This window comes from Actinoplanes italicus (genome assembly GCF_003001815.1).
GTDB classification, from domain to species: domain Bacteria; phylum Actinomycetota; class Actinomycetes; order Mycobacteriales; family Micromonosporaceae; genus Actinoplanes; species Actinoplanes italicus.
Map to the genome: position 1 here is coordinate 117,364 of NZ_PVMZ01000025.1, position 25,101 is coordinate 142,464.

The window sequence follows — 25,101 nt, forward strand, 5'->3', positions numbered from 1 at the left end:
TATTGATGCGCGTTCTCGTGGTTTCGGCACCGCTGGTGGGACACGTGTTCCCCCTGGTTCCGCTGGCGCGGGCACTGTGCGACGCCGGGCACGAGGTGCTGGTCGCGACCGCCGGTGACGGTTTGCGCGTGGCGGAGGCCGGCTTCGAGGTCCGCGACGTCGCGCCGGGGTTCCGATTCGGGCCAGTGGCGGCGGGCACGATGCTGCGGCGTCCGATGCTGATCAGGGCGGAGCTGGCCGGGACCGCCGGTACACGGGTGGTCGGCCACCTGTTCGGCGCGGTGAACGATCGGTTGCTCGGCGGCCTGGAGCGCGTGGCCCGCGAGTGGCGGCCGGATCGGATCGTGTTCGAGCCGCTCGCGGCGGCCGGTGCGGTGGTCGCGGCCCGGCTGGGGGTGCCGGGCATCCTGCAGGAGAATTCGCTGTTCGACGGCCCGGCGCTGCTGGCCGCGACCCGGATGCGCGGGCGGCCGGAGTTCGCGGCGCCGGCCGCGGTGATCCGGGTGACGCCGGCGAGCGTGGCCGGGCGGGGCACGCACCTGCCGATGCGGTTCGTGCCGTACGCGGGTGACGGCCCGCTGCCGGAGTGGCTGGCCGGCCCGCCGTCGCGGCCCCGGATCCTGGTGAGCCGCAGCACGGTGCCGCAACCGGGCCGGGACCGGGTGATGGCCCGGGTGGCCGAGGCCGCCGGCCGGATCGACGCCGATGTCGTCCTGATCCGGCCGAACCTGCGGAGGCTTCCGCCGAACGTGCGGGCCACCGACTGGGTGCCGATTCCGGCGGCGCTGGCGGCGGGCGCGGTGATCGTGCACCACGGCGGCGCGGGCACCACGCTGAGCGCGTTGCAGGCGGGCGCCGCCCAGCTGATCGTCCGGGGCGCCGGGGACCGCCGGCACAACGCCGAGCTGGTCGCGGCCCGCGGCGCGGGCATCGCTGCCGATGAGCGGGACATCTCCGCGGCGCTGCTCACCCGCCTGATCACCGATCCGGTGGTGGCGTCGGCGGCCCGGGAGGTGAGCGCCGAGATCGCGGCGATGCCCCCGCCCGGGCAGCTGGTGGAGGCGATCAAGCAGGCGGCCTAGCTCCCACCGGTCCCCAGGACCGCCAGGACCGGCGGGATCAGGGACTGTCTGCCGCCCCGCCCGCTGCCCCCGAACGGACCGCCGCCGGCCGCAGCGCCGTCAGTGCCAGGTCGACCATGTCATCGGCGTAGCCCTCGGTGAGCGGGCCGGTGCGCATCATCCAGCGGTGATAGGCCGGCCCGATCAGCAGCTCGACGGCGTGGTCGAGGTCGACGTCGTCACGCACCTGACCGGCGGCGCGGGCGGCACGCAGCCGCTCCTTGATGGTGTCGAGCTGTGGTCGCAGCAGCCGGTCGCGCATCCGCTCGGCGAACTCGTCGCTGGACAGCGTCTCGATGGTGAGGGCGCGGGTGGTGGCCGACAGCCGCCTGTCGGCGAGCTCGGCGACGATCGCCCGGAGAACGAGCCGCAGGTCGCCCTCGAGGTCACCGGTGTCGGGCAGGCTGGGGGGCCCGTCGGGGCCGAGGTGGTCGATGAGGGCGTCGAGGACCACCGGGCCACGGCCGCCCCACCACCGGTAGATGGTCTGCTTGCCGACACCGGCACGGGAGGCGATGGCCTCGACGGTGAGGTCGGCGTACTCCTTCTCCTCGAGCAGGGCCACGGCGGCCCGGAGGATCGCGGAGCGGGAGCGTTCGCTGCGGCGGGAGGCGTCTGGCATGTCGGCGATCCTACCGCATAACGAGACGCGACGTCTCGTCTTGACAAGCCGCGCGGGAAACGAGACGCTACGTCTCGTCTTGTTGAACGACCTGGAGGACCCAATGCACATCGCCATGGTCAGCATCCCGTTCCCCGGCCACGTCAACCCCAGCATCGAGGTCATCCGCGAGCTCGTCGCCCGCGGCCACCGGGTCACCTACGCCAACGACCCGTCCTGGGCCGCGATCATCGAGTCCACGGGTGCCGAGTTCCGGCCCTGCAGATCCACCCTGACCGGCGGCAACGACGGGTCCGACGGCGACGCCATCGACCAGCTCACGCTGTTCCTCGACGACGCGATCGCGATGCTCCCGCAACTACGTGAGGCCTATCAGGACGATCGGCCCGATCTCTTCCTGTACGACATCGCCGGCGCACCGGCCCGGCTGCTCGCCGAGCAGTGGGGCATCCCGTCGATGCAGCTGTCCCCCACCTTCGTCGCCTGGGACGGCTACGAGCAGGAGATGGCGCCGATGGTCGAGGCGATGCGCGCCGACCCACGCGGCGCCGACTACTACCGCCGCTTCGAGCAGTGGCTGACCGAGAACGGCTCGTCCGTCACCGACAGCATGGCGTTCCAGGGCCGCCCGGACCGGTCGCTCGTCCTGATCCCCCGCGCCATGCAGCCGAACGCCGACCGGGTCGACGACAAGGTCTACTCCTTCGCGGGCCCGATCCTCGGCGAACGCGGCGACCAGGGCGGCTGGACCCGGCCGGCCGACGCTGAGAACGTCCTGCTCGTCTCCCTGGGCTCGGCGTTCACCGAGCATCCGGAGTTCTACCGCGGATGCGTCGAGGCCTTCGGCGGCCTGCCCGGCTGGCACGTCGTGCTGCAGATCGGCAAGCACGTCGACCCCGCAGTGCTCGGTGAGCTGCCCGGCAACATCGAGGTTCACACGTGGGTGCCGCAGCTGGCGATCCTGCGGCAGGCACAGGCGTTCCTCACCCACGCCGGCATGGGTGGCAGTGTCGAGGGGCTCTACTGCGGCACCCCGATGCTCGTCGCGCCGCAGGCGGTGGACCAGTTCGGCAACGCCGACCGGCTGGTCGAGCTGGGTGTGGCCCGGCGGATCAGCACCGACCTCGGCGCGGCGGACCTGCGGGAGGCGTTTCTGGGTCTGATCAACGACCCGGACGTCCGCCGCACGAGCGCCGGCATCAGCCGGGAGCTGCGGGAGAGCAGCGGCGCCGCCTACGCCGCGGCGCTCATCGAGAACGCCGCAGCGCTTACCGGGAGATGAGGTCAGGCGGTCCGCAGAAGCGTCCAGCCGGAGTCGCGGGCGCGGGCCGCGGCCAGCACTCCGGCGACCGCGGCCGCGTTCGTGATCTCGCCGCGGAACACCATGGCCACGCACTCGTCGAGGTCGACGCGGCGCACCTCGAGGTCGGCCTCCTCGGCGGTCCGCTCGTGCCGGTCCGTCTCGGCCACCGGCGCGAGGTCGCGGGCGAGGAACACGCGGACCGCCTCGTCGGAGAACCCGGGCGAGGTGTGCAGGTCGATCAGCGGCTCGATCCGGCCGGCCGTGAGGTCGGCCTCCTCGGCCAGTTCGCGGGCCGCGGTGACCGCCTCGTCCTCACCGGCCACGTCACGCAGGCCGGCCGGCAGCTCCCAGAGGTGCCGGCCGACCGGGTGGCGGTACTGCTTGATCAGCACCACCCGGTCGGAGTCGTCCAGGGCGACCACGACCACGGCGCCCTGGTTCTCCACCACGTCGCGGACGGCGGTCGTGCCGTCCGACATGGTCACCTGGTCGCTGTAGACGGAGAAGATCGCACCGTGGTAACGCTCGTCCCGGGACACCGTCTCGTGGGCGAACGTCATCTCAGGGAGCCTCGACGTCGATCTCGACGGGCAGCTCGTCCGCCGAGGCGTACGCGATGGCGGCCTTGACCAGCCCGTCGAAGAGCGGGTGCGGGCGGGTCGGGCGGCTCTTGAGTTCCGGGTGCGCCTGCGTTGCCACGAAGTACGGGTGCGTCTCCCGGTCCAGCTCGATGAACTCGACCAGGCGGCCGTCCGGGGAGGTGCCGGAGAAGACCAGACCCGACTGCGACAGCTTGTCCCGGAAGTCGTTGTTGACCTCGTAGCGGTGCCGGTGCCGCTCGGAGATCTCGGTCGAGCCGTACACCTCGGCCACGATCGAACCGGTCTTGAGCTTCGCCGGATAGGCACCGAGCCGCATGGTGCCGCCCAGGTCGCCCTTGCCCGCGACGATGTCCTCCTGGTCGGCCATGGTGGAGATGACCGGGTAGGTGGCCTTCTCGTCGAACTCGACCGAGTTCGCGCCGGCCAGGCCGGCCAGGTTGCGGGCCGCGTCGATCGTCATGCACTGCAGGCCCAGGCACAGCCCGAGGATCGGGATCTTGTTCTCCCGGGCGTACCGCGAGGTGTTGACCTTGCCCTCGATGCCGCGGACACCGAAACCACCCGGGATGACGATGCCGTCGACGCCCTTGAGCGCGGCAGCGGCGCCGGCCGGGGTGACACAGTCGTCGCTCGGCACCCAGCGAAGCTTGATCTTCACGGTGTTGCCGAACCCGGCGGCCCGGATCGCCTCACTCACCGAGAGGTACGCGTCCGGCAGGTCCACGTACTTGCCGACCAGTGCGACCGTGATCGTCCGCTTCGGGTGGTGGACCCGCTCGAGCAGGTCGTTCCACGTCTTCCAGTTGACGTCCCGGAAGGACAGGCCGAGCCGGCGCACGACGTACGCGTCGAGGCCCTCGTCGTGCAGGACCTTCGGGATGTCGTAGATGCTCGGCGCGTCCGGGCAGGCGATGACGGCCTCGGCGTCCACGTCGCAGTAGAGCGCCAGCTTGTGCTTCATCTTCTCCGGGATCTCCCGGTCGCTGCGGCAGATCAGGGCGTCCGGCTGGATACCGATGTTGCGCAGCGCGGCCACCGAGTGCTGAGTCGGCTTGGTCTTCAGCTCACCCGACGGCGCGAGGTAGGGCACGAGCGACACGTGCAGGTAGAAGACGTGGTCACGGCCGACCTCGTGACGGACCTGGCGGATCGCCTCCAGGAACGGCAGCGACTCCATGTCGCCGACCGTGCCGCCGACCTCGGTGATCACCACGTCCGGGACGTTGCCGTTCTCGTCCGGGTCGGCCATCGCGAAGATGCGGCTCTTGATCTCGTTGGTGATGTGCGGGATCACCTGAACGGTGTCGCCGAGGTACTCGCCGCGCCGCTCACGGGCGATGACCGCCGAGTAGACCTGGCCGGTCGTCACGTTCGCCTTGCCGGACAGGTCACGGTCGAGGAAACGCTCGTAGTGCCCGACGTCGAGGTCGGTCTCCGCCCCGTCCTCGGTGACGAACACCTCACCGTGCTGGAACGGGTTCATCGTGCCGGGGTCGACGTTGAGGTAGGGGTCCAGCTTCTGCATCACGACGCGAAGACCGCGGGCGGTGAGCAGATTGCCGAGGCTGGAGGCGGTGAGGCCCTTGCCCAGCGAGGAGGCGACGCCCCCGGTGACGAAGATGTGCCGCGTGTCGCGCACTGTTGAGGCCAAGGCCCGCTCCCGTGGTCGCCGTTAACAGGTTCTTGCGGCCGGGGCAGGACCCCATCCACGGGAGTTCACCGTAACACTGTTTGCCAGGAGCTCCACGTTCGGGCTGGTGGACGTGCGTGTCATGGCACAGTTAACGGATCTCCGTCGGATTTGCGTAGTAGTGGGCCACCAGGACCGTCCGTCTCCCCCGGCGCCGGGGTCCGGTCGGCGGCGTGCAGCAGCACCCGCAGGGCCGTGAGCACCGCGATCGGCGCCGCCGTGGCCGCCGCGGCGCCGGCCACGCCGAGGGCCGTTCCGCCGAGCACACCGGCGATCAGCGTCGCCACCACCGTCCCGGCGACCCCGCCCCGGACCGCCGGATGCAGGCCATACACGCGGTTCAGGCCACCCCAGGGGGAAAACTGGCAGAACACCAGCATCACCGCACCGCACAGAGCCAGCAGCGTGAGCGGGTTGTCCAGCAGCGCCTGCCCGTTCGCCGCCGCGGCGCGCTGCATCGCCGGACCGGCGGTGCCGTCGCCGAGCGCGGTCAGGAACCGGCCCAGCGTGCCCTGCTCCAGCGGCGCGCGCCGCAGGTCGAGCACCGCGAACGTGATGGTCACCACCACGCCGGTCAGCGCCGACCAGGCGAACCGCGGGAAGGTCAGCCAGCCGCCGGTGCTCATCACCGCGGCCACGCAGGCGCCGGCCGTCACCGCGATCGCCCCGACCGGGTCGGCGCCCAGGTGGGAGCTGCCGACCATGACCACACCCAGCCCCCCGAAGGTCACCATGACCAGCGGGCGCCAGCGCCGGGTCACCCACTGCGCCAGCGAGCCACCGAGCAAGAACAGCCCGGCCACGAAGACACCGAGACCGACGCTGCCGAGCCCGGCATACCGCACTCCGTGGATGGCCGAGTAACCGGCCACCCCGTTGAGCTGCAGCCGCGCCCCCGTCGCCAGGTCCACCGCCACCGCCAGCGCGCTGATCGCGGCGACGGCGGCCATCGGCCACAGCGTCCGCTGATAGCGCGGCGCGAACCGGATCAGCAGCGTCCCGGCGGCCATCAGCACGGCCGTCGCCGACCCGAACATCCACGCCGGGTGGGCGCTGCTCCACCACGGCACCACATCGGCGAGCAGGGCCGCCGGGATCGCCAGCCCCGCCGCGATCAGCGCCAGCTCGGCCAGTTCGACCAGGCGTCGCGGCGGCAGCGGCGGGCCGAGCGGGCCGGCGTGCCGGCGTGCGCGGACCAGTACCGGGATCACCGCGATGAAGAGCACCAGCTGCAGGACGGCCAGCACGGTGAAGAAGATCTCGGCGACGCCGCGCTGGGCGATCGCCCGCCGGTCGGCGTCCTGCCGTCCCTGCATGGCCTCGGCCGGATCGCTCGGACGGCCCGGCGTGACACCGGCCGTGTAACCGGCGAACAGTTTCTCCGGCGCCGGTTTGCCCAGCGCCGACAGCACGGTCGGCGCCAGATCGACCAGCTGCAGGTAGCCCTCGCGGCCGGTGCCCGCAGAGGTGAGCCAGCCGCCCTCCCAGCCGGGGCCCTCGACGATCGCCACGTGCAGGCGCGACGTCGTGTCGGTGTCGGCCAGCCCGGCGATCAGCATCAGCGAGCGTTCCGGACGGGCGGCGAGGACCTTGGCGAGGGTACGGTCGGCGGCCTCCACCTGGGTGCGGCGAGCCGCCCCGTCACCCTCGATCGTGCCGAGGTCGACGATGCTCAGCACACAGTCGGCGAGCATTTCGGCCGGGTCCGCCGGCAGTTCGGCCACGTAGCGGTCGACGCGGCCGAACGGGCGGGCCGCCGCGATGGCCGCGCCCGGGCCGACGGCCACCGAGCAGCGCACCGACTCGGCCAGGGCTCCGGGCGTCGTCCCGTACGGCAGCCGGTCCTGATTGTTGCGGACCACCGTGGGCTGATCCGTGAGGTTGGCACCGCGCCCGTCCGGCTGGGTGAGCCGTGGCTCGGCCGCCGGGCAGCGGCCGGTCACCGAACGGGTGTCCCAGGCCGCGTAGTTGCCGGCGCCGAGCGTCAGCCACCCGTCGGACGGACACGTCACCGAATGCGCCGAGCGCACCGACAGCCAGCCCGCCGAACCGCGGGTCGCCTCCTGCCAGAGCGCCGGGGTGCGCTTCGGGTCGAGATCCTCCCAGCGCAGCCCGGCCGCGGCGGCGATCACCACGTAGTCGGCGTCTCCGCCCCGCTGCCGTTCGGCGGGCCGCAGCGCCAGCACCGCGAGACTGGCCGCGGCGACGAGCACCACGAGCAGGTAGGGCACCCAGGCGGCGACGACCGGACCGCGGGGGGTGCCCGGCGGGCGGACCCGGCGCAACCGGTCGAGCAGCCCGTGCTTCTCCGGAACCCGCGAAGGGACCCGCGAAGGCACCGACGGAGTCACCGGCGGACCGCCGCGACCTCGGCATAACCGGACCGCACGTCGGCGACCACGTCGGCCTCGCCGGGCCAGGTCGCCGCCTGCCGCGGGCCGCGGGCCGCGTAGTCGGCGCGCAGCAGCGGATCGCCGAGCAGTCGCCGGACCGCCGTGTCGAGGGCATCGAGGTCGTTCGGCGGGATCTGCACCGCCGCGTCGCCGACCAGACCGGGCAGCCCGCCGACCGCGGTGGTGACCAGCGGCACCCCGGCGTGCAGCGCCTCCTGGGCGAACAGTTGCCGCGCCTCCCAGTCGCTGGTGATCACCGCGAGGTCGGCGCCGAGCAGCAGGTCCGGTACGTCGGTGCGGTGCCCGAGCAGGTGGACCGGGGCGTGCAGCCGGGACGCGCGCTGCGCCAGCGGCATGTAGCTGGGCCCCGAGCCGGCGATCACCACGACCGGGGCGGGATCGAGGTCACGCCATCGGGCGGCCGCGTCGATCAGCAGATCGTGGTGCTTCTGCGGGTGCAGCCGGCCGACCGACAGGATCAGCGGGGTCTCGCCGCGCAGCCGGAACTCGGCGCGCACCGCCGCACGGGTCCGCTTCGGCGACGCCAGCTGCGGGGCGGCGACCGGGCCCAGCCTCGCCTTGCGGGCGCCGAGCGCCGTCGCGCGCTGCACCAGATCGTCGGAGGCGCCGAGGGTCAGCGCGGCGTTGCGCGCCACGATCCGCTCCAGCAGGGCCCCGGCTTGGCCTCTCAGGCCCCGGGCGAGGACCGCGTTGTGCCAGGTCACCACCAGCGGTACGCCGGTCCGCGCGACCGAGGCCACGAAGGCGGCCCGCAGGCCGTGCGCGTGGATCACCTCGGCGTCACGCCCGGCGACCGCCTTGCGCAGCTGCCGGATCGCGCCGGAGTCCTGTGGTCCGGGGTCGGCCGGGATCTCCACCACCGAGAACTCGAGGCCGCTCGCCGTGAACCCGAAGTGCTGGTCGACCGCGGACGGCCCGCACACCAGCACCCGGCAGCCGCCGGCGACCAGGCCGCGGGCCAGTGATGCGACGTGCTGGCCGATCCCGCCGGTACTGGACGCCACCACCAGCACGACCGAGCCGCGCCATTCCCCGTCGCTGCTCACGACCGCTGACCCCTCACTCTTCCCAGACGTCGTCCCAGCGTGCCGGCCAGCGGCCCGAGGTCACGCCGATCCAGCACGAAGGCCACCGCCAGGTACACGGCGGCGACCGCCACACCGCCCAGCATGCCCGCAACGAGGCTGCCGGGCACTCCCGGGGTGGGCCCGAGACCCGTCACCACCGCCCACCCGGCGAGTCCGGCGGCCACGGCCGCGAGCACCGCCGCCACGGTGGCGCGGCCCAGCCCGGCCAGTGCCTCGCGGCCCGCGTGCCGGCGTACCGCGAGGACCAGCAGCACCCCCGTGACGGTCATGCCGATCGCATTGGCCACACCCAGCCCGAACACCCTGGCACCACCGCCCGGCACTGCCGTGACCACGATCACGGCCACCGCGGCCGTGAGCCAGCCCACGGCCGAGGCCACCGCGGCCGCGGCCGTCGCACCCCGCGCGTAGAGAGCACGCGACAGCAGCGCGAACAACGCGTAGCCGAGCAGCCCGGGAGCGAATCCGACCACCCCGGCCGCCGCTCCGCGGGCGTTCATCAGCGCGGTCATCGGAATCGCCAGCCCGGCCAGCGCGGCCGTGCCCAACCCGGCGAACAGCACGATCGAGCGTGCCGTGCCGGAGAGCGCGGAAGCGTACCCGGCCTCGTCCCCGCCCGAGAACGCCGCCGCGAGCCGTGGGTAGACGGCCGTCGCCAGCGGGACGGCGAGCACCGCCCACGGCAGCAGGAACACCGTCTGCGCACCGGTGTAGTGAGCCATCTCCCGTGCGGCGAGAACCACGATCAGCGCGGCCACCACCTGCTGCGCGCCGACGGTGACGGCACCCGCCCAGCCCAGCCGGACCGCCTGCCGGCCCTCGCCGCCGGGGAACCGCAGGCTCGGCCGCAGTCGCAGCCGCAGCCGCGCGACCGGGATCAGCAGGCAAAGGCTGAGCACGACGACGCCGAGGGTGGTGCCTACGGACAGGGTCAGTTCACCGGCACGGCTCAGCCCGGCGAACCCGGTCCGCGGGCCGTCGATCACCGCGTACGCGAGGTAAGCCGACATCACCGTCACGCTCGACAGCAGTGGCGCGATCACCGGCCACGCGAACCGGTGGTGCGCCTGCAGCACACCGGTCAGCACGATCCCGACGCCGTAGAGCGGCAGTTGCGGCGCGAAGATCCGCAGCATCCGGGCGGCGATCTCCTGATGCTCCGGAGGCACGCCGTCGAGCAGGCCGCTGATCGGCCCGGCCGCCAGGAACACCAGCACGGCCAGCGGGAGGGTCAGCAGCAGCACCCAGGTGAGCAGGGCGGACGTGACGCGGTGCACCCGGTCGCGGTCGCCGTCCGCGACCGCGCCGGCCAGCAACGGAACCACCAGGCTGGCCAGCGCGCCACCGGCGACCAGCTCGAAGACGATGTTCGGCACCAGGTTGGCGGCGAAGTAGAGGTCGGCCAGGCCGTCCTCGCCGACCGTGTAGAAGAACACCAGCGTCCGGCCGAACCCGGCGAGCCGGGCCACGATCGTCAGCGCCGTGATCAGCGCGGCCGCACCGGCGAGCCTGGTCACGCTTGCGATTGCCGGCGCCCGAGGTCGTCGAGGGTACGCAGCCACGGGGTGTCCTGGATGACCTTGGTGAAGCTGACCTTCTCGCTCGCCGCGGTCAGGGCCGCCAGCGCCGCGAGGGCGCCCGCCCGGCCGGTCGTCGAGGTCCGCGCCACCAGCGCGACGCCGAGCAGCGCGCCCAGCGCGTTCGCCCCGGCGTCACCGAGCATGATCTCCTCGCCGAGGTCGCCGGGCAGCAGGGCCGCGCCCGCGCCGAGCGTGCCCGCGGTCATCGACGCGTTGCGGCCCACCGCGAGCGGCGCCCCGAGGATCGCGCCGGCCTTGAGCGCCCGCCCGGGCCGCAGATCCAGCAGGTTGAGCAGGTTCGCCGTCCCGGCGATGACACCGGCGCCGAGCAGAACGTCGACGCCACGCCCGAATCGCGAGGACCGGCCGCTGCCGATCAGCGCGGAGGCCGCCAGCCCGGCCGCGCCCACCCCGGCGATCTTGACGAGGCCGCTGGTGACCTTGCCCTCGCGCAGCGCGCCCAGATGCCCGGCGAAACCCTTCGCCGCCTTCTGGTCGGGCCGGTTACCGACCAGGTCGTCGTAGAACCCGACCGCACCGCTGACCGCACCTGCCGCGACGGCCGCCGCCGCCAGACGGCCGGACGCAGCCCCGGACGCCGCCCCGATCGTGGCACCGGCCGCCAGTGCCGGGCCACCGGCGAGCGTCACGGTCCGCCCGTGGAAGTTGGTCCGTTCCAGCTCGCGGGCTCTGGGATCACGGCGCACCCAGGCGAGCACGTTCCTCGCGACCAGGGCGCCGACGGCTGCGGAGCGGAGGTAGGCCATGGCCGCAGAGTCTAGACGGGCAGGACTACGGCGCGGCCGACGGCACGATCGAGGTGGCGCCCGTGGCCAGGCCGTACTGGCCGACCTTGTTCTGCACCAGTCGCTCCACCGTGACCAGGGAGGTCGCGACCTGACCCTGCACGGTGCTCACGTTGTCCACCGTGGAGATCTCGGTCACCAGCGCCGGGTCGTTACGGACGCCGGCGACCAGATTTCCCTCGCCCGCGTCGTCACCGGCCACCACCAGCGGCTGACCCTGACCGAACTGGGTGGCCATCATGACCGCGTACTTCGTCTTCTTGCCGGCTTCCTTGTCGGTCGGCGGCACCCCGGCCACCAGCACGATCGCCTCGGCGCCGCCGGTCGCGCCCTCCTCGGCGGTGACATAGCCGGGCTGCGCGAACGCGGCCAGCACGGCGGTCACGTCCTCGGCCGTCGGCGGCGTCGGGCTCGTACCGCGATACAGGGTCCGGGCGAGCAGCGCGCTGGCCGTCTCGACACCGTCGCTGTTGAGCGGCAGCCCGGCCAGCGGGATGCTCGGCTGGGACAGCTCGTCGACCAGGAACAGCAGCTCGTTGACCGTGTTCGGGTCGAAGAACTTCTCCTCCACCCGCACGCGGGCGGTGATCGTGGCCCCGGCCACGGTCAGCATCTTGACCACGCCCTCGGTGGGTTCCTCGGTGCCGGGCAAGGCGACCACGGCGACCTTGCGACCGGCCAGCTTGCCGCCGAGCAGCATCGGCGCGATCTGGGTGGCGAACTCCTGGTTCCGGTTCACCTCGTCGTTGAGCTTGTTGACCTGCTCCCGGCGGACGTTGTTGTCCTTGTTCAGCGCGGCCAGGTTGTTACGCAGGTTCTCGGAGACCGGGCCGTTGAGCGCCGCGGTACCGACCACCAGGCCGATCGCCAACGCCAGAAAGACCGCGGTCAGCGACACCACGTGGTACCGGAAGTTGATCACAATGCCCTCAGCACAACGATGACCTCAGAAAAGATTGCCGAGCTGGAAGAGCAGATTGTCCCACCACTCGGACACGACGGTGAGATAGGCCTTCCCCACCGTGGACACCGCCACCGCCGAGGCCATCGCGGCCACCGCGGACAGCACCAGCAGCAGCACCGCCGACCCGGAGATGCTCTGCCGGTAGAGCCGGCTCACACCTTTCGCGTCGACCAGTTTGCCGCCCACCTTGAGGCGGGTCAGGAACGTCGAGGCCATGCCGCCACGGCCCTTGTCGAGGAACTCGACCAGGTTGGCGTGCGTGCCGACGGCCACGATCAGGGACGCGCCCTTCTCGTCGGCGAGCAGCATCGCCAGGTCCTCGCTGGTAGCCGCGGCCGGGAAGGTCAGCGCGTCGACACCCAGATTCTCCACCCGTTTGAGGCCGGGCGCGCGCCCGTCCGGGTAGGCGTGCACGACGATCTCGGCGCCGCAGCGCAGCACGTCGTCGGTGACCGAGTCCATGTCACCGATGATCATGTCGGGGGTGTAGCCGTTCTCCACCAGCGCGTCCGCGCCGCCGTCCACACCGATCAGGACCGGCTTGTACTCCCGGATGTACGGCCGGAGGACCTCCAGGTCCTCCTTGTAGTCATACCCGCGCACCACGATCAGCACGTGCCGCCCGCCGATCCGGGTCTGCACGTCGGGCACCCCGACACCGTCGAGAAGCAGGTCGCGTTCCTGCTTCAGATAGTCCATGGTGTTCGCCGCGAACGCCTCGAGCTGCACCGACAGGCCCTCGCGGGCGTCGGCCATCGACTTGGCGACGCTCTCCGCGTCCTGCCGGGTGCCGGACGCGACCGGCTCACCGTCGAGCAGCACCGTCGCGCCGTCGATACCGACCGTCTGGCCCTCGCGCAGGGCGGTGAAGACGTCCTCACCGAGATCGTCGACCAGGATCACACCGCCCTGGATCAGCACCTCGGGGCCGAGGTTGGGGTAGCGCCCGGAGATCGACGGCTTCGCGTTGAGCACCGCCATGACCCCGGAGGCGACCAGCGAGTCGGCCGCCACCCGGTCCAGGTCGACGTGATCGATCACGGCGATCTCACCGGGCCGCAGCCGGCCGGTCAGGCGCTTGGTCCGCCGGTCCAGCCGGGCCACGCCGGAGACCGGACCAGGGTCGACGCTCCTGGTCCGGCGGAGGGTGGGAATGGGAAGTCGCATCCCGGCCATCCTGACATGCCACCGCACCCGGGACCCCCGCGACATGCGCCAGCTCACCTTCTTAGGCGCGTTTCTCCCGAGCGGCCACGGAGAGTAGCTCCTCGGCATGAGCAATGCCCAGGTCTGAATCGGGCAAACCAGCAAGCATCCTGGACAATTCCCGAGCTCGCTCGGTTTCTTCCACAATGCGCACACCACTCGTGGTGATCGCCCCACCGGTGTCTTTCGCGACCACCAGGTGACGATCGGCGAATGCCGCGACCTGCGGCAGGTGCGTCACGACCAACACCTGGTGGGTACGCGCGAGGCGCGCCAGCCGCCGGCCGATCTCCACCGCCGCCGTGCCGCCCACACCCGAGTCGACCTCGTCGAACACCAGGGTCGGCGGCCCGCCCGCACCCGCGAACACGACCTCGATCGCCAGCATCACCCGGGACAGCTCACCACCGGACGCACCCTTCTGCAGGGGCAACGCCGGCGCACCGGGATGCGCGTGCAGCCGCAGCTCCACCTCGTCCGCGCCGTCCGCCCCGGCGGCCAGGGTCTCGCCGTCGACCGTCACGGCCGGCTCGTCACGCACCGGAGCCCGGGTCAGCACCGCGACCTCGACCCGCGAGTGCGGCATCGCCAGCCCGGCCAGCTCCACGCTGACCGCCTCGGAGAACCGCGAGGCCGCCTCCCGCCGGGCCGCCGTCAGCCGCCCGGCCAGCTCGCCGACCGTGGCCTCCAGCCGCTGCCGCTCCTTGTCGAGCTCGTCGAGCAGCTCGTCGGAGGAGTCCAGCAGACTCAGCTTGGTGCGCGCGTTCTCCGCCCACGCGATCACACCGTCGATGTCGTCGGCGTATTTGCGGGTCAGCGCCCGCAGCGCGGCCCGCCGCTCATAGATCGCCTCCAGCCGGGCCGGGTCTGCGTCGAGCGTGCCCAGATAGGCCGACAGCTCCGACGACACGTCACCGACCAGGGTCGCGGCCTCCTCGATGCGGGCCGCCAGGTCACCGAGCGACGAGTCGACCGCCGACTGACCCTCCAGCGTGCGCCGGGCCAGGCCCAGCAGCTGTGTCGCGTCGGGGGTCTCGTCGGCCGCCTCCACCCCGCCGGCCAGCGCCTGCGCCGCCAGGGTCGCCGCGACCCGCAGCCCCTCGGCGTGCTCCAGCCGCTGCACCTCGTTACGCAGATCCTCGTCCTCACCGGGCTGTGGGTCGACCCGGGTGATCTCGTCGAGGCCCAGCTTGAGCAGATCGGCCTCCTGCGAGCGCTGCCGCGCGTTGCGGCGCCGGTCTGCCAGGTCCTCGACCACGGCCCGCCACCGGCTGAACGCCTCCTTGTAGGAGTCGATCAGCTTCTCGTGCCCGGGGCCGGCGAACCGGTCGAGCGCGGACCGCTGCTCCGACGGGCGCAGCAGGCGCAGCTGGTCGGACTGGCCGTGCACGGCCAGCACCTGCTCGCCCAGCTCGCTCAGCGTCGACACCGGCATGCTCCGGCCGCCGACGTGCGCCCGGGAGCGGCCCTCGGCCGTCACCGTCCGGGTCAGCAGCACCGAGCCGTCGTCGTCGGGCTCGCCACCGGCGTCGGTGATCCGGGTCCGGACCGCGTCGCCCAGGGTGCCGCGCAGGTTGAGCCGGCCCTCGACCACCGCCCGGCCCGGGTCGGCGCGGACGCGGCCGGCGTCGGCCCGGCCGCCGAACAGCAGCCCCAGACCGGTCACCACCATCGTCTTACCCGCCCCGGTCTCGCCGGTGATCACATTCATGCCCGACGTGAGCCGCAGCGTCGTGTCGTCGATGACGCCGAGCCCGGTGATGCGCAGTTCCTCCAGCACAGCCAGACAGTATCGGGACCCTCCGACAATTGCCCAACGACGGGGGTCTGATCAGCGTCGATTCCCCCGCCAGCCGACGACCGGCAGACCGAACTTCGCCACGAGCGTGTCGGTGAACGGACGCGGCGCGAGCCGGACCAGCCGAACAGGCAGCTGACCCCTTTCGACCGTCACCTGCGAACCGGGCGGCAGGTCCCAGGTCCGCCGTCCGTCGCAGCACAACACCGCAAAAGACGTGTACGGGTCGACCGTCAGCACGAAAGTCGACGTCGGAGCGGTCACCAGCGGCTTGGAGAACAGCGCGTGCGCACTGATCGGCACCAGCAGCAGCGCCTCCACCTCAGGCCAGACGACCGGGCCACCGGCCGAGAACGCGTACGCCGTCGACCCCGTCGGTGTGGCGCACACCACACCGTCACAGCCGTACCGCGACAGCGGCCGGCCGTCCACGTCCACCATCAGCTCGAGCATCTGGGCCCGCTGGCCCTTCTCCACGGTCACCTCGTTGAGCGCCCACGACTCGGCGATCAGGCGGCCGTCGTACTCGGCCCGCACATCGAGCGTCAGCCGCTCGTCCACGGTGTAGTTGCCGGCCACCACCTCGGCGACCGCATGGTCGATGTGATCGATCTCGGTCTCGGCGAGGAAGCCGACCTTGCCCAGGTTGATCCCGAGCAGCGGAGCCTTCGCCGGACGGGCCAGATCGGCGGCACGCAGGATGGTGCCGTCACCGCCGAGCGCCAGCACGATCTCCACACCGTCGGCCACGTCCGGGCCGAACACCGGCTCCACTCCGGGCGGAAGCTCCAGATCGTCGACCTCCTCGGCGATCACCCGCACCTCGAAGCCGGCGGCGATCAGGTCCAGCGCCACCGCGCGGGCGTGCTGCGTACTCTGCCGGCGCCCGGTGTGCGTCACCAGCAGGGCCGAGCGCGTCATTTCTCCTCCACAGGGTCAGCAGCATGCGGACCGGCCTCGACCACCGTCTCGATCCGGGCTCGATCAGCCGGCGGGGCGTCCCGCCGGAACCACACGAAGAACTCCACGTTCCCACTCGGCCCGGGCAGCGGGCTGGCCGTCACGTCCGCCACCCCCAGGTCCAGCCCGGCGGCGGCCACCGCCACGTCCAGAACGGCCTCGGCGCGCAGCCGCCAGTCACGCACCACACCACCCGAGCCGACCCGCTCCTTGCCGACCTCGAACTGCGGCTTGACCATCAGCGCCAGGTCACCGTCCGGCCCGGTGCACGCGGCCAGCGCGGGCAGCACGAGCCGCAGCGAGATGAACGACAGATCCGCAACGGTCAGATCGACCAGCCCGCCGATCGACTCGGCAGTGATGGAACGGACGTTGGTGCGCTCCTGCACCACGACCCGCTCGTCGGTGCGGATCGGCCAGGCCAGCTGGCCGTACCCGACGTCCACCGCCACCACCTGCCGGGCCCCGGCGCGCAGCAGCACATCGGTGAACCCGCCGGTCGAGGCGCCCGCGTCCAGGCAGCGACGCCCGGCCACGGTCAGCCCTCCCGCCCCGAACGCCGCCAGAGCGCCGGCCAGCTTGTGGCCACCCCGCGACACGTACTCGTCCTTCGGGTCCTCGCCGGTCACCACGATCGGGTCGGCCGGGTCGATCATCGCGGCGACCTTCTGCGCCACGGTGCCACGGACCTGCACGCGACCGGCCGCCACGAGCTCGGCGGCCTGCGGCCGGGAGCGGGCGAGCTTGCGACGGACGAGCTCGGCGTCGAGACGCGCACGACGGGCCATCAAATTCCTTTTATTCGGTACGGGTGGACGAGCGGCCGGTCCACGGCGGCGGGAGCCGGTGTGAACCGGTTTCCCGCCGCCGTTTCCCGTGACCACGGACAAGCGTCAACGATCGATGCTGGCCAGAGTCTCCTGGAGCACCTGGTGCGCGGCCTCGTACTCCGCGATCTGTTCCGCCGGAGCCAGCCGAGCGGCGTTGGCGAGCGACCGTAGCACCGCGTCCACGGCCGGATGCCCGGTGTCCTCCCCGCTGTGATGGGAGACCGGCGGCACGACCTGCGGACCGCCGCCCACCGGCAGACCGGGCCGTGGGCCCGGCTGCATGCCGGGCTGTGGGCCGGGCCGCGGTCCGGGCTGCGGAGACCAGGAATGTGTCACTGCCTCACGCCTCCGAACTCTCGGAACGGCTGACCGCCTCCGACGCGGGCTTCGGCTGTGCCGGCACCTGCGCGGCCTTCTTGGCCGGGGTGGCCCGCCGAGCGGCCTGTCTGGCCGGTGCCTGCTTGGTGGCGGCCTGCTTGGTAGGGGCCTGCTTGGTGGGGGCCTGCTTGGCAGCCGTGGCGGGGGCCTGCTTGGTGGGGGCCTGCTTGGCGGCCGTGGCGGGGGCCTGCTTCGCCGCCGCCTTCCTCGCCGGTGCCCTCCGCGGCGCCGCCGGACCGGCCGGCTCGGTCGCGACCTTCCCAGCCGTGTCCGGCACCGGGGCGCCGTCCTGCTCCGGCTTCACAGCGGGCTCCGCCGTGGGCTCGACGAACACCGGCGCGACCACAGCCTTACGCGGCGCACGCCTGGCGGGCGGCTTCTCGGCCGAAGCGGACGTGACCGGCGTGGCGGGCAGCCCCTTGGCCGGCGCAGCCTCAGTGGTTGCCGCCGGGCCCGCCTTCGTCGGAGCAGCCTTCGCCGGAGCAGCCTTCGCCGCAGCGGTCTTGGCGGGCGCCTTCTTAGCGGGCGCCGCCTTCACCCCGCCGGACTTCACCCCGTCGGCCTTCGCCGCGGTCGCGGTCTTCGCCGGCGCTGTGGGCGCTGTGGGCTCGGTGGGCTCGGTGGGCGCCACGGCTCCCACCGAAGGCTTCTTCGCCGGCGCGGCCTTGGCCACTTTCACCGGCGACGCCTTGACAGGGGCGTGCTTGGCCGGGGCCCGCTTGGCCGGAGCGCGTTTCACCGGCACGGACTCGGCCACCGGAGCGGCCACCGGCCCAGCCACCGCGTTCGCCGGGCCGGGGGCCGGTTCGGTACCGGCGGCCGGCATCGCGTTCGGCTTCGCCTTGAGCGCCTTCTTGGCGACCGTCTTCCTGGCCGGTGCCGGCTGTGGCACGGGCGCCGGCTGTGGCACGGGCGCCGGCTGTGGCACGGGCGCCGGCTTCTCCAGCCGGGTACCCTCGGCCGCGCTGACCCGCGTCTGCGCGTCGCGCAGCTGCCGTTCCAGGTCACGTACCTTGGTCGTGAGGTCGGACACCTCCTCGGCGGTGGCCAGTCCCACCCGTCCGAGCGCCCGGTCCACCTCGTACCTGACGATGTTGGTCAGCGCCTCACGATTCGCGATGCCCGCCGACAGCAGGTCCTCCACCAGGCCCTGCACCTGTGCCGCCGTGGCCCCGCCCCGGTCGAGCAGCTCCCCGGCGACCTGTTGCGCCTTCTTCCGGGGGGCCTCCGTCAAACCGAGTGCCAGGTCCAGATATGCCCGCCATGCGTCCGGCATGTCTCGCCTCCTCTCGCCGCGTCGGGTGCCACGCTACCGGGCACCTCCGGGAAACTCCTGAGGTACCGTGCTGGTGTCGTGAGGGAGGATGCGCTTATGGCCACCGTGGACGACTGTCGCCAGGCGCTGTACGACCTAGCCGCCCGACTCGACATCAACGCCGAGGCGCAGGGGCGCCTCGATCTGGATCGCACCCTCGCCTGCCGGATCACCGATCTCGGCACCGCCTTCCACGCCCGGATCAAGGGCGGCCGGCTCGTTGACATCACCGACGGCGACGACCCGAAGGCGAAGATCGCGCTGATCACCGGGAGCGACGACCTGCTCTCGCTGGTGGCCGGCAAGCTCGACGTGACCCGAGCGATCGCCTCCCGGCAGATCAGCATCAAGGCGAACCCGTTCGACCTGCTCAAGCTCCGCAAACTCCTCTGAGACCGACCCGCACCGGCTGTGCCCGGAGATACGGGCACAGCCGGCGGTCAGTTCAAAGGATCAACACCATCGATCACGGACGGTACGGCTTCCCGCCGCGGCCCACCAAGTCATCGGCCGGTCGCCGCGGACAGGGTCTGCAGCCCGGCGAGGACCTGGTCGGCCGCTGAGGTGGCAGCCGACAGCTGGGTGGTGACCTCGGCAAGCACCGCCGCCTGTTCCTCCACGGAGGACGCGATGTTCAGCTGGAGTTCGTGGATGTCGTCGACCGCACCGGTGGTGGACGCGAACGTCTGCGCCACGTCCCCGGTCTCCGCCACGATCGCCGAGATCACCTGATTGACCTTCTCCACCGAGGTCGCCGTCTCCCGGGCCAGGTCCTTGACCTCACCGGCCACCACGGCGAAGCCCTTGCCGAGCTCCCCGGCACGGGCCGCCTCGATGGTGGCGTTCAGCGCGAGCAGGTTCGTCTGCTCCGCCAGCGACGCGATGATCGCGTTCACGTCGGCGATCTCCCCGACCGACTTCTCCAGCCGCCGGACCTTCTCCCCGGCCGACGCCGCCGCGTCCTTGCCCGAGGAGGCGGTCCCGGCGGCCTGCGCCGACCGTTCCGCGATGTCGCGCACCGACGCCGTCAGGGCCGACAGCTCCCGGTCGACGGCGGCCACCGCGGAGATCGCCGTGTGCGCCTCCGCGCTGATCTGTGCCACGTCGGCGGTGATCCGCCGGGCCTGTTCGGCCGACTCCTCGGACCGCACGCGCAGCTCCTCGGCAGCGCGTTCCCGGGAGTCCCGCTCGGCCCGTTCCACCTCGCGGCGGGCGTCCTCGGCCTGTCGCGCCAGCACCTCGTTCTCGCGTTCCGCCTGCTCCGCGAAGTGCCAGAAGATGACGATGCCGGCCACCTCGACCGTGACGAGCCCGGCGTGCAGCGCAACCATCCCGATCGCGGCGGCGATGCCCATGTGGTGCTCGCCGAAGACCCGTTCCGGTGACACCAGGCCCAGCACGCCGTGATGCACGACCACCACGACGATCGCCGACACCAGCGGCGCCCACTGCTGGTAGAGCGCCACGAAGATGAGCACGGCGTACAGGTGGATGTGCGTGGACATCTCCCCGCCGGTGAGCTCGATCGCCACGAACGTGCACGCGATCAGCCCGACGCTGACGTGGCTGGCCCGGCCCTTGGCCGACGGCACCAGCGGAGCCAGGGCGGCCCACACCGCGACGGCGGCGGACAGCAGTACCGCCTCCCACGGCGACCGCGGCCCGAGAATGCCGACGACCAGGAAGACCGGAACGTGGAACCAGAGCAACCGGCTGACGATTCGGTGCCGGGCCTGCCACGACGCGTCAGAGAGCCGGGCACCCCGCGGCAACGTCAGAGAACTCACACCCCTCTGATCGACCGGCGGACGGCCACCTTGACCCCTTCGGGCAAATGGCGGAAGGCCTGCCTGCCCACCCGCGAACGGTGCCACGATGAAGGAAGGGAATCCAGACGGCCGGCGGCCGTGCCGGCCGGTATCAGGGAGGGACCATGAAACAACCCCGTCCCGGCCTCCCCCGCTTCGACGCCACGGTGACCACCGCGAACGTGCACGAGCGGGCCGAGCAGGTGGCAGTGCCCGATTTCGACTGGATGAGCACACCGGTCGTGGCGATGGTCGACGGCATGCTGCACATCGATCCGGACGCGCCCCTGCCGGCCCGGCGCCGTCACCAGATCCCGCGCCCGGCCGGAGCCCCGCAGACCGGCCCGGTCGACGACGCGGCCCAGAGCGCCGCACTGCTCCTGGCGGGTCTCACCAGGATCCACCACTGACGCCGGAACCCGCGTGGTGATCCACCGGCGATCACGCGCCGCAGATCACTACGCGGGTCACGGCGTGGACGAGTCAGGGGGCCTCGGAGCCGTTCGTCAGGCCCCAGGACTCGAGCAGGTGCCCGGCTTCGGAGGAAGCGGCGGTGACGGCTGAGACGGGCACGCCGTCCCACGTCGCCGCACACAGCAGGCGCAAGGCGTTCACCGGGTCGCCCGAGCCCGTCAAGGTGGCGCTACCGCCCTCCCGGGACAGCCGCCAGCCGCCCGCCTCGTCACCGGCGGCCGGGACACGGGCGTCGGCGGCCGGGCGGAACAGCGCGGACAGGTCGGCGGCCACGTAGGTCGGGCGCCGGTTCTCCGGGGCCGACAGCAGGTCGGCGGGGCCGCTCACGCCGGTCAGAACCAGCAGGCTGTCCATCCCCGCGGTGACGGCGCCCTGGATGTCGGTGTCCAGGCGGTCGCCGATCGACAACGGCCGCCGGGCGTCGGAGCGACCGGCCGCGGTCCGGAACAGAGCCGGCTGCGGTTTGCCGACCACGACATCAGGATCACGATCCAAAGCGGTTCGGAGTACGGCCACGAGCGAGCCGTTGCCCGGCAACGGACCGCGCGGGCTCGGCAGGGTCCGGTCGGTGTTGGTCGCGAACCAGGTCGCTCCGGCGCGGACCGCCAGCGCGGCCTCCGCCAGGATCTTCCAGCCGACCTCGGGGCCGTACCCCTGGAGAACCGCGACAGGCTCGTCCTCAGCGGAGTCGACGGGGGTGAGGCCCGCGTCCCGGACCTCGGCACGAAGCGCCTCCGCACCGACCACCAGGACCGGCGCACCGGCCGGCAGGCGCTCGGCGAGCATCGCCGCGGAAGCGCCGGCCGAGGTCAGGACCTCGGCCGGCTCCGCGCTCACACCCATGCCGGTCAGCAGCGACGCCACCTCGGCGGCCCGCCGGGAGGCGTTGTTCGTCGCGTACGCGATCGTCGTCGCGTCCGCGCGCAGCCTCTCGACGGCCTCGGCCGCACCCGGAATCGGCTTGTCGATCAGGAAGACGACGCCGTCCAGGTCGAAGATGACCAGGTCGTAGCCACCGGCAAGGTGATCGGTCACGCGTTCGGCTTCTCCTCGTCGCCCTTGGCCGAACCGGCCACGGACTCGTCGGTCTTGTCGGAGTCCGCCTCGCCGTCCAGCGCCTTGTCGACGGAGCCGGTGACGGACTCGTCGACGCTGTGCTCGGCGGTGAACTCGTCGGCCGGTTTCTCCAGCGATTCCGTGACGCCACCGGTGACCACCGGCACGCCCTTGTCGCCGTCCTCGTCCAGGCTGAGCGGGTCCGTGTTCACGTCGGTGTCCCCGACGTCCGCCCGCGCGCCCTCGCCGAGATCGTCGTCCTGGTCCTCGTCGAGATCGTCGTCCTGGTCGTCGTCCTGGTCGTCGTCCAGGTCCTCGTCCAGGTCGTCGCCGTCCTCGCGGTCGTCGTCTTCGTCGTCCTCGTCGTCGAGGTCGTCGTCGCCGAGGTCGTCGTCGCCGTCCTCGTCGTCGCCGGAGTCACGGCGGTCCTCGCCGTCCTCGCGGTCACGGCCGGTCGCGGAGCCTTCGCCGGTCTCCTCGTCGTCCTCGTCGTGGTCGTCACCCTCGATGGTGACGCCGTCGAGTTCGAGCAGACGCTCGGCCGCGTCGGTGACCTGCTCCTCGTCGGTCGCGGCGGTCCGGGCGAACCACTCCCGCGCCTCCTCGCGACGGCCGGCCGCCAGCAGCGCGTCCGCGTAGGCGTAGCGCAGCCGCGCCGCCCACTCGGCGTCCTCGTTGCCGGTCAGTTCCTGAACCTGCAGCATCGCCACGGCCGCGTCGTGCTGGCCCAGGTCGCCCCGGGCTCCGGCGGCGACGATCAGCAGCTCGATCGCTCCGGCCTTCTCCAGCTTCGCCACGTCCGCGCCGCGGAACAGGTCGATCGCCCGCTCCGGCCGGCCCAGCGCCCGCTCGCAGTCGGCCAGCTCGGCCAGGTGCGTCTGCCGGCCGGTCATCCGGTGATACGTCCGCAGCTCGGCGATCGCCGTCGTCCAGTCCCCGGCCGCGTACGCCGCCAGGCCGACAGCCTCACGCACGACAGCGATCCGCGAGGCGAGCCGCCGGGCCGCGATCGCGTGCCGCAGCGCCAGCTCGGAGTCCTCGTCGATGATCGTGCCGGCCGCCACCAGATGCCGGGCGACCTTTTCGGCCACGTCCCGCGCAAGGCTCAGCAGCTCGGCACGTACCTCCTGGTCGAGGTCTGCGGCCGTGATGTCCTCGGGAATCTCGGGGGCCTCGAACGGCGCCTGACCGGCGTTCGCCTGATCGTCCCGGTCGCCCTGGAATCCACCGCGGTCCCGGTCGCCGCCACGGTCGCGGTCCCCACGGAATCCGCCGCGGTCGCCACCGCCCTGGTAGCCGCCACGGTCACGGTCGCCGCCACGGAACCCGCCGCGGTCGCCGCCACCCTGGTAGCCGCCCCGGTCACGGTCACCACCGCGGAATCCGCCACGGTCGCCGCCACCCTGGTAACCCGGACGGTCACCACTGGGCCGACGGTCGCCACCCTGGTAACCCCCACGGTCGCCGCCGCCCTGGTAGCCACTGCGATCGCGGTCGCCGCCACGGAATCCACCACGGTCGCCGCTCGGCCGGTCACCACGGGGCCGGTCGAAGGACCGCTCACGGTCACCGCCCCGGAAGCCGCCGCCCTGCGGACGGTCACCACCCCGGTCACGGTCGCCACCACGGAACCCACCGGAACCGCCCTGGAAGCTCTCGCGCGCGCCGCCACGGTCGCCACCGCCCTGGTAGCCACTGCGATCGCGGTCGCCGCCACGGAATCCGCCACGGTCGCCGCCACCCTGGTAACCCGGACGGTCACCACTGGGCCGACGGTCGCCACCCTGGTAACCACCACGGTCGCCACCACCCTGGTAGCCGCCACGGTCACGATCGCCGCCACGGAACCCACCGCGGTCGCCGCCACCCTGGTAGCCGCCCCGGTCACGGTCACCACCGCGGAATCCGCCACGGTCGCCGCCACCCTGGTAACCCGGACGGTCACCACTGGGCCGACGGTCGCCACCCTGGTAACCACCACGGTCGCCGCCGCCCTGGTAGCCGGGGCGGTCACCACTGGGCCGACGGTCGCCGCCACCCTGGTAGCCGCCACGGTCGCGGTCACCACCACGGAATCCACCGCGGTCGCCGCCACCCTGGTAACCCGGACGGTCACCACTGGGCCGACGATCGCCACCCTGGTAGCCGCCACGGTCGCGGTCACCACCACGGAATCCACCGCGGTCGCCGCCACCCTGGTAGCCACCACGGTCACGGTCACCACCACGGAACCCACCACGGTCGCCGCCACCCTGGTAACCCGGACGGTCACCACTGGGCCGACGATCGCCACCCTGGTAGCCGCCACGGTCGCGGTCACCACCACGGAAACCGCCACGGTCGCCGCCACCCTGGTAACCCGGACGGTCACCACTGGGCCGACGATCGCCACCCTGATAGCCCGGACGGTCACGGTCGCCGCCACGGAAACCGCCGCCCTGGGAGCCGCTGCGCTCTACGCCACGGTCGGAGCCACGGAAGCCGCCACGGTCACCACCGGAACGGCCACGGTCGTCGCTGCGGAAGCCACCCCGGTCGCCGCCACCCTGGTAGCCACCACGGTCACGGTCGCCACCACGGAAGCCACCACGGTCACGGTCACCACCGCGGAAACCGCCGCGGTCGCCGCCACCCTGGTAGCCACCGCGATCACGGTCACCACCACGGGGGGCTCCACGGTCACGGTCGCCGCCACGGAAACCGCCGCGGTCGCCACCGCCCTGATTGCCGCCACGGTCCTGCCGACGCCCGTCGCCACCTCCGTCGCGACCGCCTCCGGAACGGCCCTCGCCGTCGCGGTTGCTGGAGCCGCCGTCCTGCGGTCCTGTAGTCACGGATCAATTCCTTCCAGTACGGCGGCGGGCTACTTCGGCCCGGGTGGCCTTGCTCCGACACACGCTGTTCTCGACACACAAAGTTACTAGGGGATCTGCCCATAAACGCAGTCGAGGGCCGACCCCGAAGTGGGGCGGCCCTCGACCGATCAAGTTTAGTCCGGCGGCGTCCTACTCTCCCACACCCTCCCGAGTGCAGTACCATCGGCGCTGGAGGGCTTAGCTACCGGGTTCGGAATGTAACCGGGCGTT

21 protein-coding genes, 1 rRNA gene and 1 pseudogene are annotated in these 25,101 nt (G+C 72.4%); 5 read left to right on the forward strand and 18 right to left on the reverse strand.

Features of this window, described 5'->3' with window-relative positions:
- The first annotated feature begins 5 nt into the window (after positions 1–5).
- Positions 6–1,082, forward strand: a complete 1,077-nt coding sequence (locus CLV67_RS42280; protein ID WP_106329048.1) for a nucleotide disphospho-sugar-binding domain-containing protein — start codon at positions 6–8, stop codon at positions 1,080–1,082.
- A gap of 37 nt (positions 1,083–1,119) precedes the next feature.
- On the opposite strand, the gene CLV67_RS42285 is transcribed toward CLV67_RS42280, so the two are convergent.
- Positions 1,120–1,743, reverse strand: coding sequence for a TetR/AcrR family transcriptional regulator (locus tag CLV67_RS42285; RefSeq protein WP_106329050.1), 624 nt, complete (start codon positions 1,741–1,743; stop codon positions 1,120–1,122).
- A 40-nt stretch (positions 1,744–1,783) separates the two neighbouring features.
- On the opposite strand from CLV67_RS42285, the gene CLV67_RS42290 reads away from it, so the two are divergent.
- The gene (locus CLV67_RS42290) at positions 1,784–3,025 is read left to right on the forward strand and encodes a macrolide family glycosyltransferase (protein ID WP_373873184.1); all 1,242 of its coding nucleotides are present in this window, start codon (positions 1,784–1,786) and stop codon (positions 3,023–3,025) included.
- Between the two features lie 2 nt (positions 3,026–3,027).
- On the opposite strand, the gene CLV67_RS42295 is transcribed toward CLV67_RS42290, so the two are convergent.
- The 13 genes and pseudogenes from CLV67_RS42295 to CLV67_RS54885 all read right to left on the reverse strand — a co-directional run.
- Entirely contained in the window at positions 3,028–3,606 is a 579-nt protein-coding gene (locus CLV67_RS42295) for an NUDIX domain-containing protein (protein WP_106329054.1), read from the reverse strand.
- A 1-nt stretch (position 3,607) separates the two neighbouring features.
- Positions 3,608–5,299, reverse strand: a complete 1,692-nt coding sequence (gene pyrG, locus CLV67_RS42300; RefSeq protein WP_106329056.1) for a CTP synthase — start codon at positions 5,297–5,299, stop codon at positions 3,608–3,610.
- A 119-nt stretch (positions 5,300–5,418) separates the two neighbouring features.
- Complete coding sequence (locus CLV67_RS42305; RefSeq protein ID WP_239166681.1) at positions 5,419–7,677, reverse strand: hypothetical protein; 2,259 nt, start codon at positions 7,675–7,677, stop codon at positions 5,419–5,421.
- Positions 7,678–7,685: 8 nt separating this feature from the next.
- Positions 7,686–8,798 carry a glycosyltransferase family 4 protein gene (locus CLV67_RS42310; RefSeq protein ID WP_106329060.1) on the reverse strand — a complete coding sequence of 371 codons (1,113 nt, stop codon included), beginning with the start codon at positions 8,796–8,798 and terminating at the stop codon, positions 7,686–7,688.
- Positions 8,795–10,357: a murein biosynthesis integral membrane protein MurJ gene (murJ, locus tag CLV67_RS42315; protein ID WP_239166680.1), complete on the reverse strand. Its 1,563-nt coding sequence runs from the start codon at positions 10,355–10,357 to the stop codon at positions 8,795–8,797. Before murJ ends, CLV67_RS42310 begins: the two co-directional genes overlap by 4 nt.
- The gene (locus CLV67_RS42320) at positions 10,354–11,187 is read right to left on the reverse strand and encodes a hypothetical protein (RefSeq protein ID WP_106329062.1); all 834 of its coding nucleotides are present in this window, start codon (positions 11,185–11,187) and stop codon (positions 10,354–10,356) included. The genes murJ and CLV67_RS42320 overlap by 4 nt, the downstream gene beginning before the upstream one ends.
- 25 nt (positions 11,188–11,212) lie before the next feature.
- Complete coding sequence (locus tag CLV67_RS42325) at positions 11,213–12,148, reverse strand: copper transporter (protein WP_106329064.1); 936 nt, start codon at positions 12,146–12,148, stop codon at positions 11,213–11,215.
- A gap of 24 nt (positions 12,149–12,172) precedes the next feature.
- Positions 12,173–13,366: a putative cytokinetic ring protein SteA gene (gene steA, locus CLV67_RS42330; RefSeq protein ID WP_203737500.1), complete on the reverse strand. Its 1,194-nt coding sequence runs from the start codon at positions 13,364–13,366 to the stop codon at positions 12,173–12,175.
- Positions 13,367–13,418: 52 nt separating this feature from the next.
- Positions 13,419–15,176 (reverse strand): DNA repair protein RecN, encoded by a 1,758-nt coding sequence (gene recN, locus CLV67_RS42335; RefSeq protein WP_106329066.1) that lies wholly within the window; start codon positions 15,174–15,176, stop codon positions 13,419–13,421.
- A gap of 51 nt (positions 15,177–15,227) precedes the next feature.
- Positions 15,228–16,115, reverse strand: coding sequence for an NAD kinase (locus CLV67_RS42340; RefSeq protein ID WP_106329068.1), 888 nt, complete (start codon positions 16,113–16,115; stop codon positions 15,228–15,230).
- Entirely contained in the window at positions 16,112–16,942 is an 831-nt protein-coding gene (locus CLV67_RS42345; protein ID WP_106329070.1) for a TlyA family RNA methyltransferase, read from the reverse strand. Before CLV67_RS42345 ends, CLV67_RS42340 begins: the two co-directional genes overlap by 4 nt.
- Positions 16,943–17,047: 105 nt before the next feature.
- Positions 17,048–17,266: a hypothetical protein gene (locus CLV67_RS42350; protein WP_106329072.1), complete on the reverse strand. Its 219-nt coding sequence runs from the start codon at positions 17,264–17,266 to the stop codon at positions 17,048–17,050.
- Between the two features lie 790 nt (positions 17,267–18,056).
- Positions 18,057–18,638, reverse strand: a pseudogene (locus tag CLV67_RS54885) (phasin family protein); the annotation flags it as partial.
- Positions 18,639–18,734: 96 nt separating this feature from the next.
- Between CLV67_RS54885 and CLV67_RS42365 the strand changes: the two are divergent.
- On the forward strand, positions 18,735–19,070 hold the full coding sequence (locus tag CLV67_RS42365) for an SCP2 sterol-binding domain-containing protein (protein ID WP_106329074.1): 336 nt from the start codon (positions 18,735–18,737) through the stop codon (positions 19,068–19,070).
- Positions 19,071–19,180: 110 nt separating this feature from the next.
- Here CLV67_RS42365 and CLV67_RS42370 read toward each other — a convergent pair whose 3' ends face one another.
- Complete coding sequence (locus CLV67_RS42370; protein ID WP_239166679.1) at positions 19,181–20,386, reverse strand: methyl-accepting chemotaxis protein; 1,206 nt, start codon at positions 20,384–20,386, stop codon at positions 19,181–19,183.
- A 224-nt stretch (positions 20,387–20,610) separates the two neighbouring features.
- Here CLV67_RS42370 and CLV67_RS42375 point away from each other — a divergent pair, with 224 nt between their 5' ends.
- Positions 20,611–20,895: a hypothetical protein gene (locus CLV67_RS42375; RefSeq protein ID WP_106329078.1), complete on the forward strand. Its 285-nt coding sequence runs from the start codon at positions 20,611–20,613 to the stop codon at positions 20,893–20,895.
- 73 nt (positions 20,896–20,968) lie between these two features.
- Here CLV67_RS42375 and CLV67_RS42380 read toward each other — a convergent pair whose 3' ends face one another.
- Positions 20,969–21,994, reverse strand: a complete 1,026-nt coding sequence (locus CLV67_RS42380) for an HAD-IIA family hydrolase (protein WP_106329080.1) — start codon at positions 21,992–21,994, stop codon at positions 20,969–20,971.
- On the reverse strand, positions 21,991–23,106 hold the full coding sequence (locus tag CLV67_RS54890; RefSeq protein WP_249037984.1) for a hypothetical protein: 1,116 nt from the start codon (positions 23,104–23,106) through the stop codon (positions 21,991–21,993). The genes CLV67_RS42380 and CLV67_RS54890 overlap by 4 nt, the downstream gene beginning before the upstream one ends.
- On the opposite strand from CLV67_RS54890, the gene CLV67_RS42390 reads away from it, so the two are divergent.
- Positions 23,083–24,939 carry a hypothetical protein gene (locus CLV67_RS42390; RefSeq protein WP_146169514.1) on the forward strand — a complete coding sequence of 619 codons (1,857 nt, stop codon included), beginning with the start codon at positions 23,083–23,085 and terminating at the stop codon, positions 24,937–24,939. The genes CLV67_RS54890 and CLV67_RS42390 overlap by 24 nt on opposite strands.
- 68 nt (positions 24,940–25,007) lie before the next feature.
- Here CLV67_RS42390 and rrf read toward each other — a convergent pair.
- Positions 25,008–25,101: ribosomal RNA gene (gene rrf / locus CLV67_RS42395) — 5S ribosomal RNA — on the reverse strand; the annotation flags it as partial.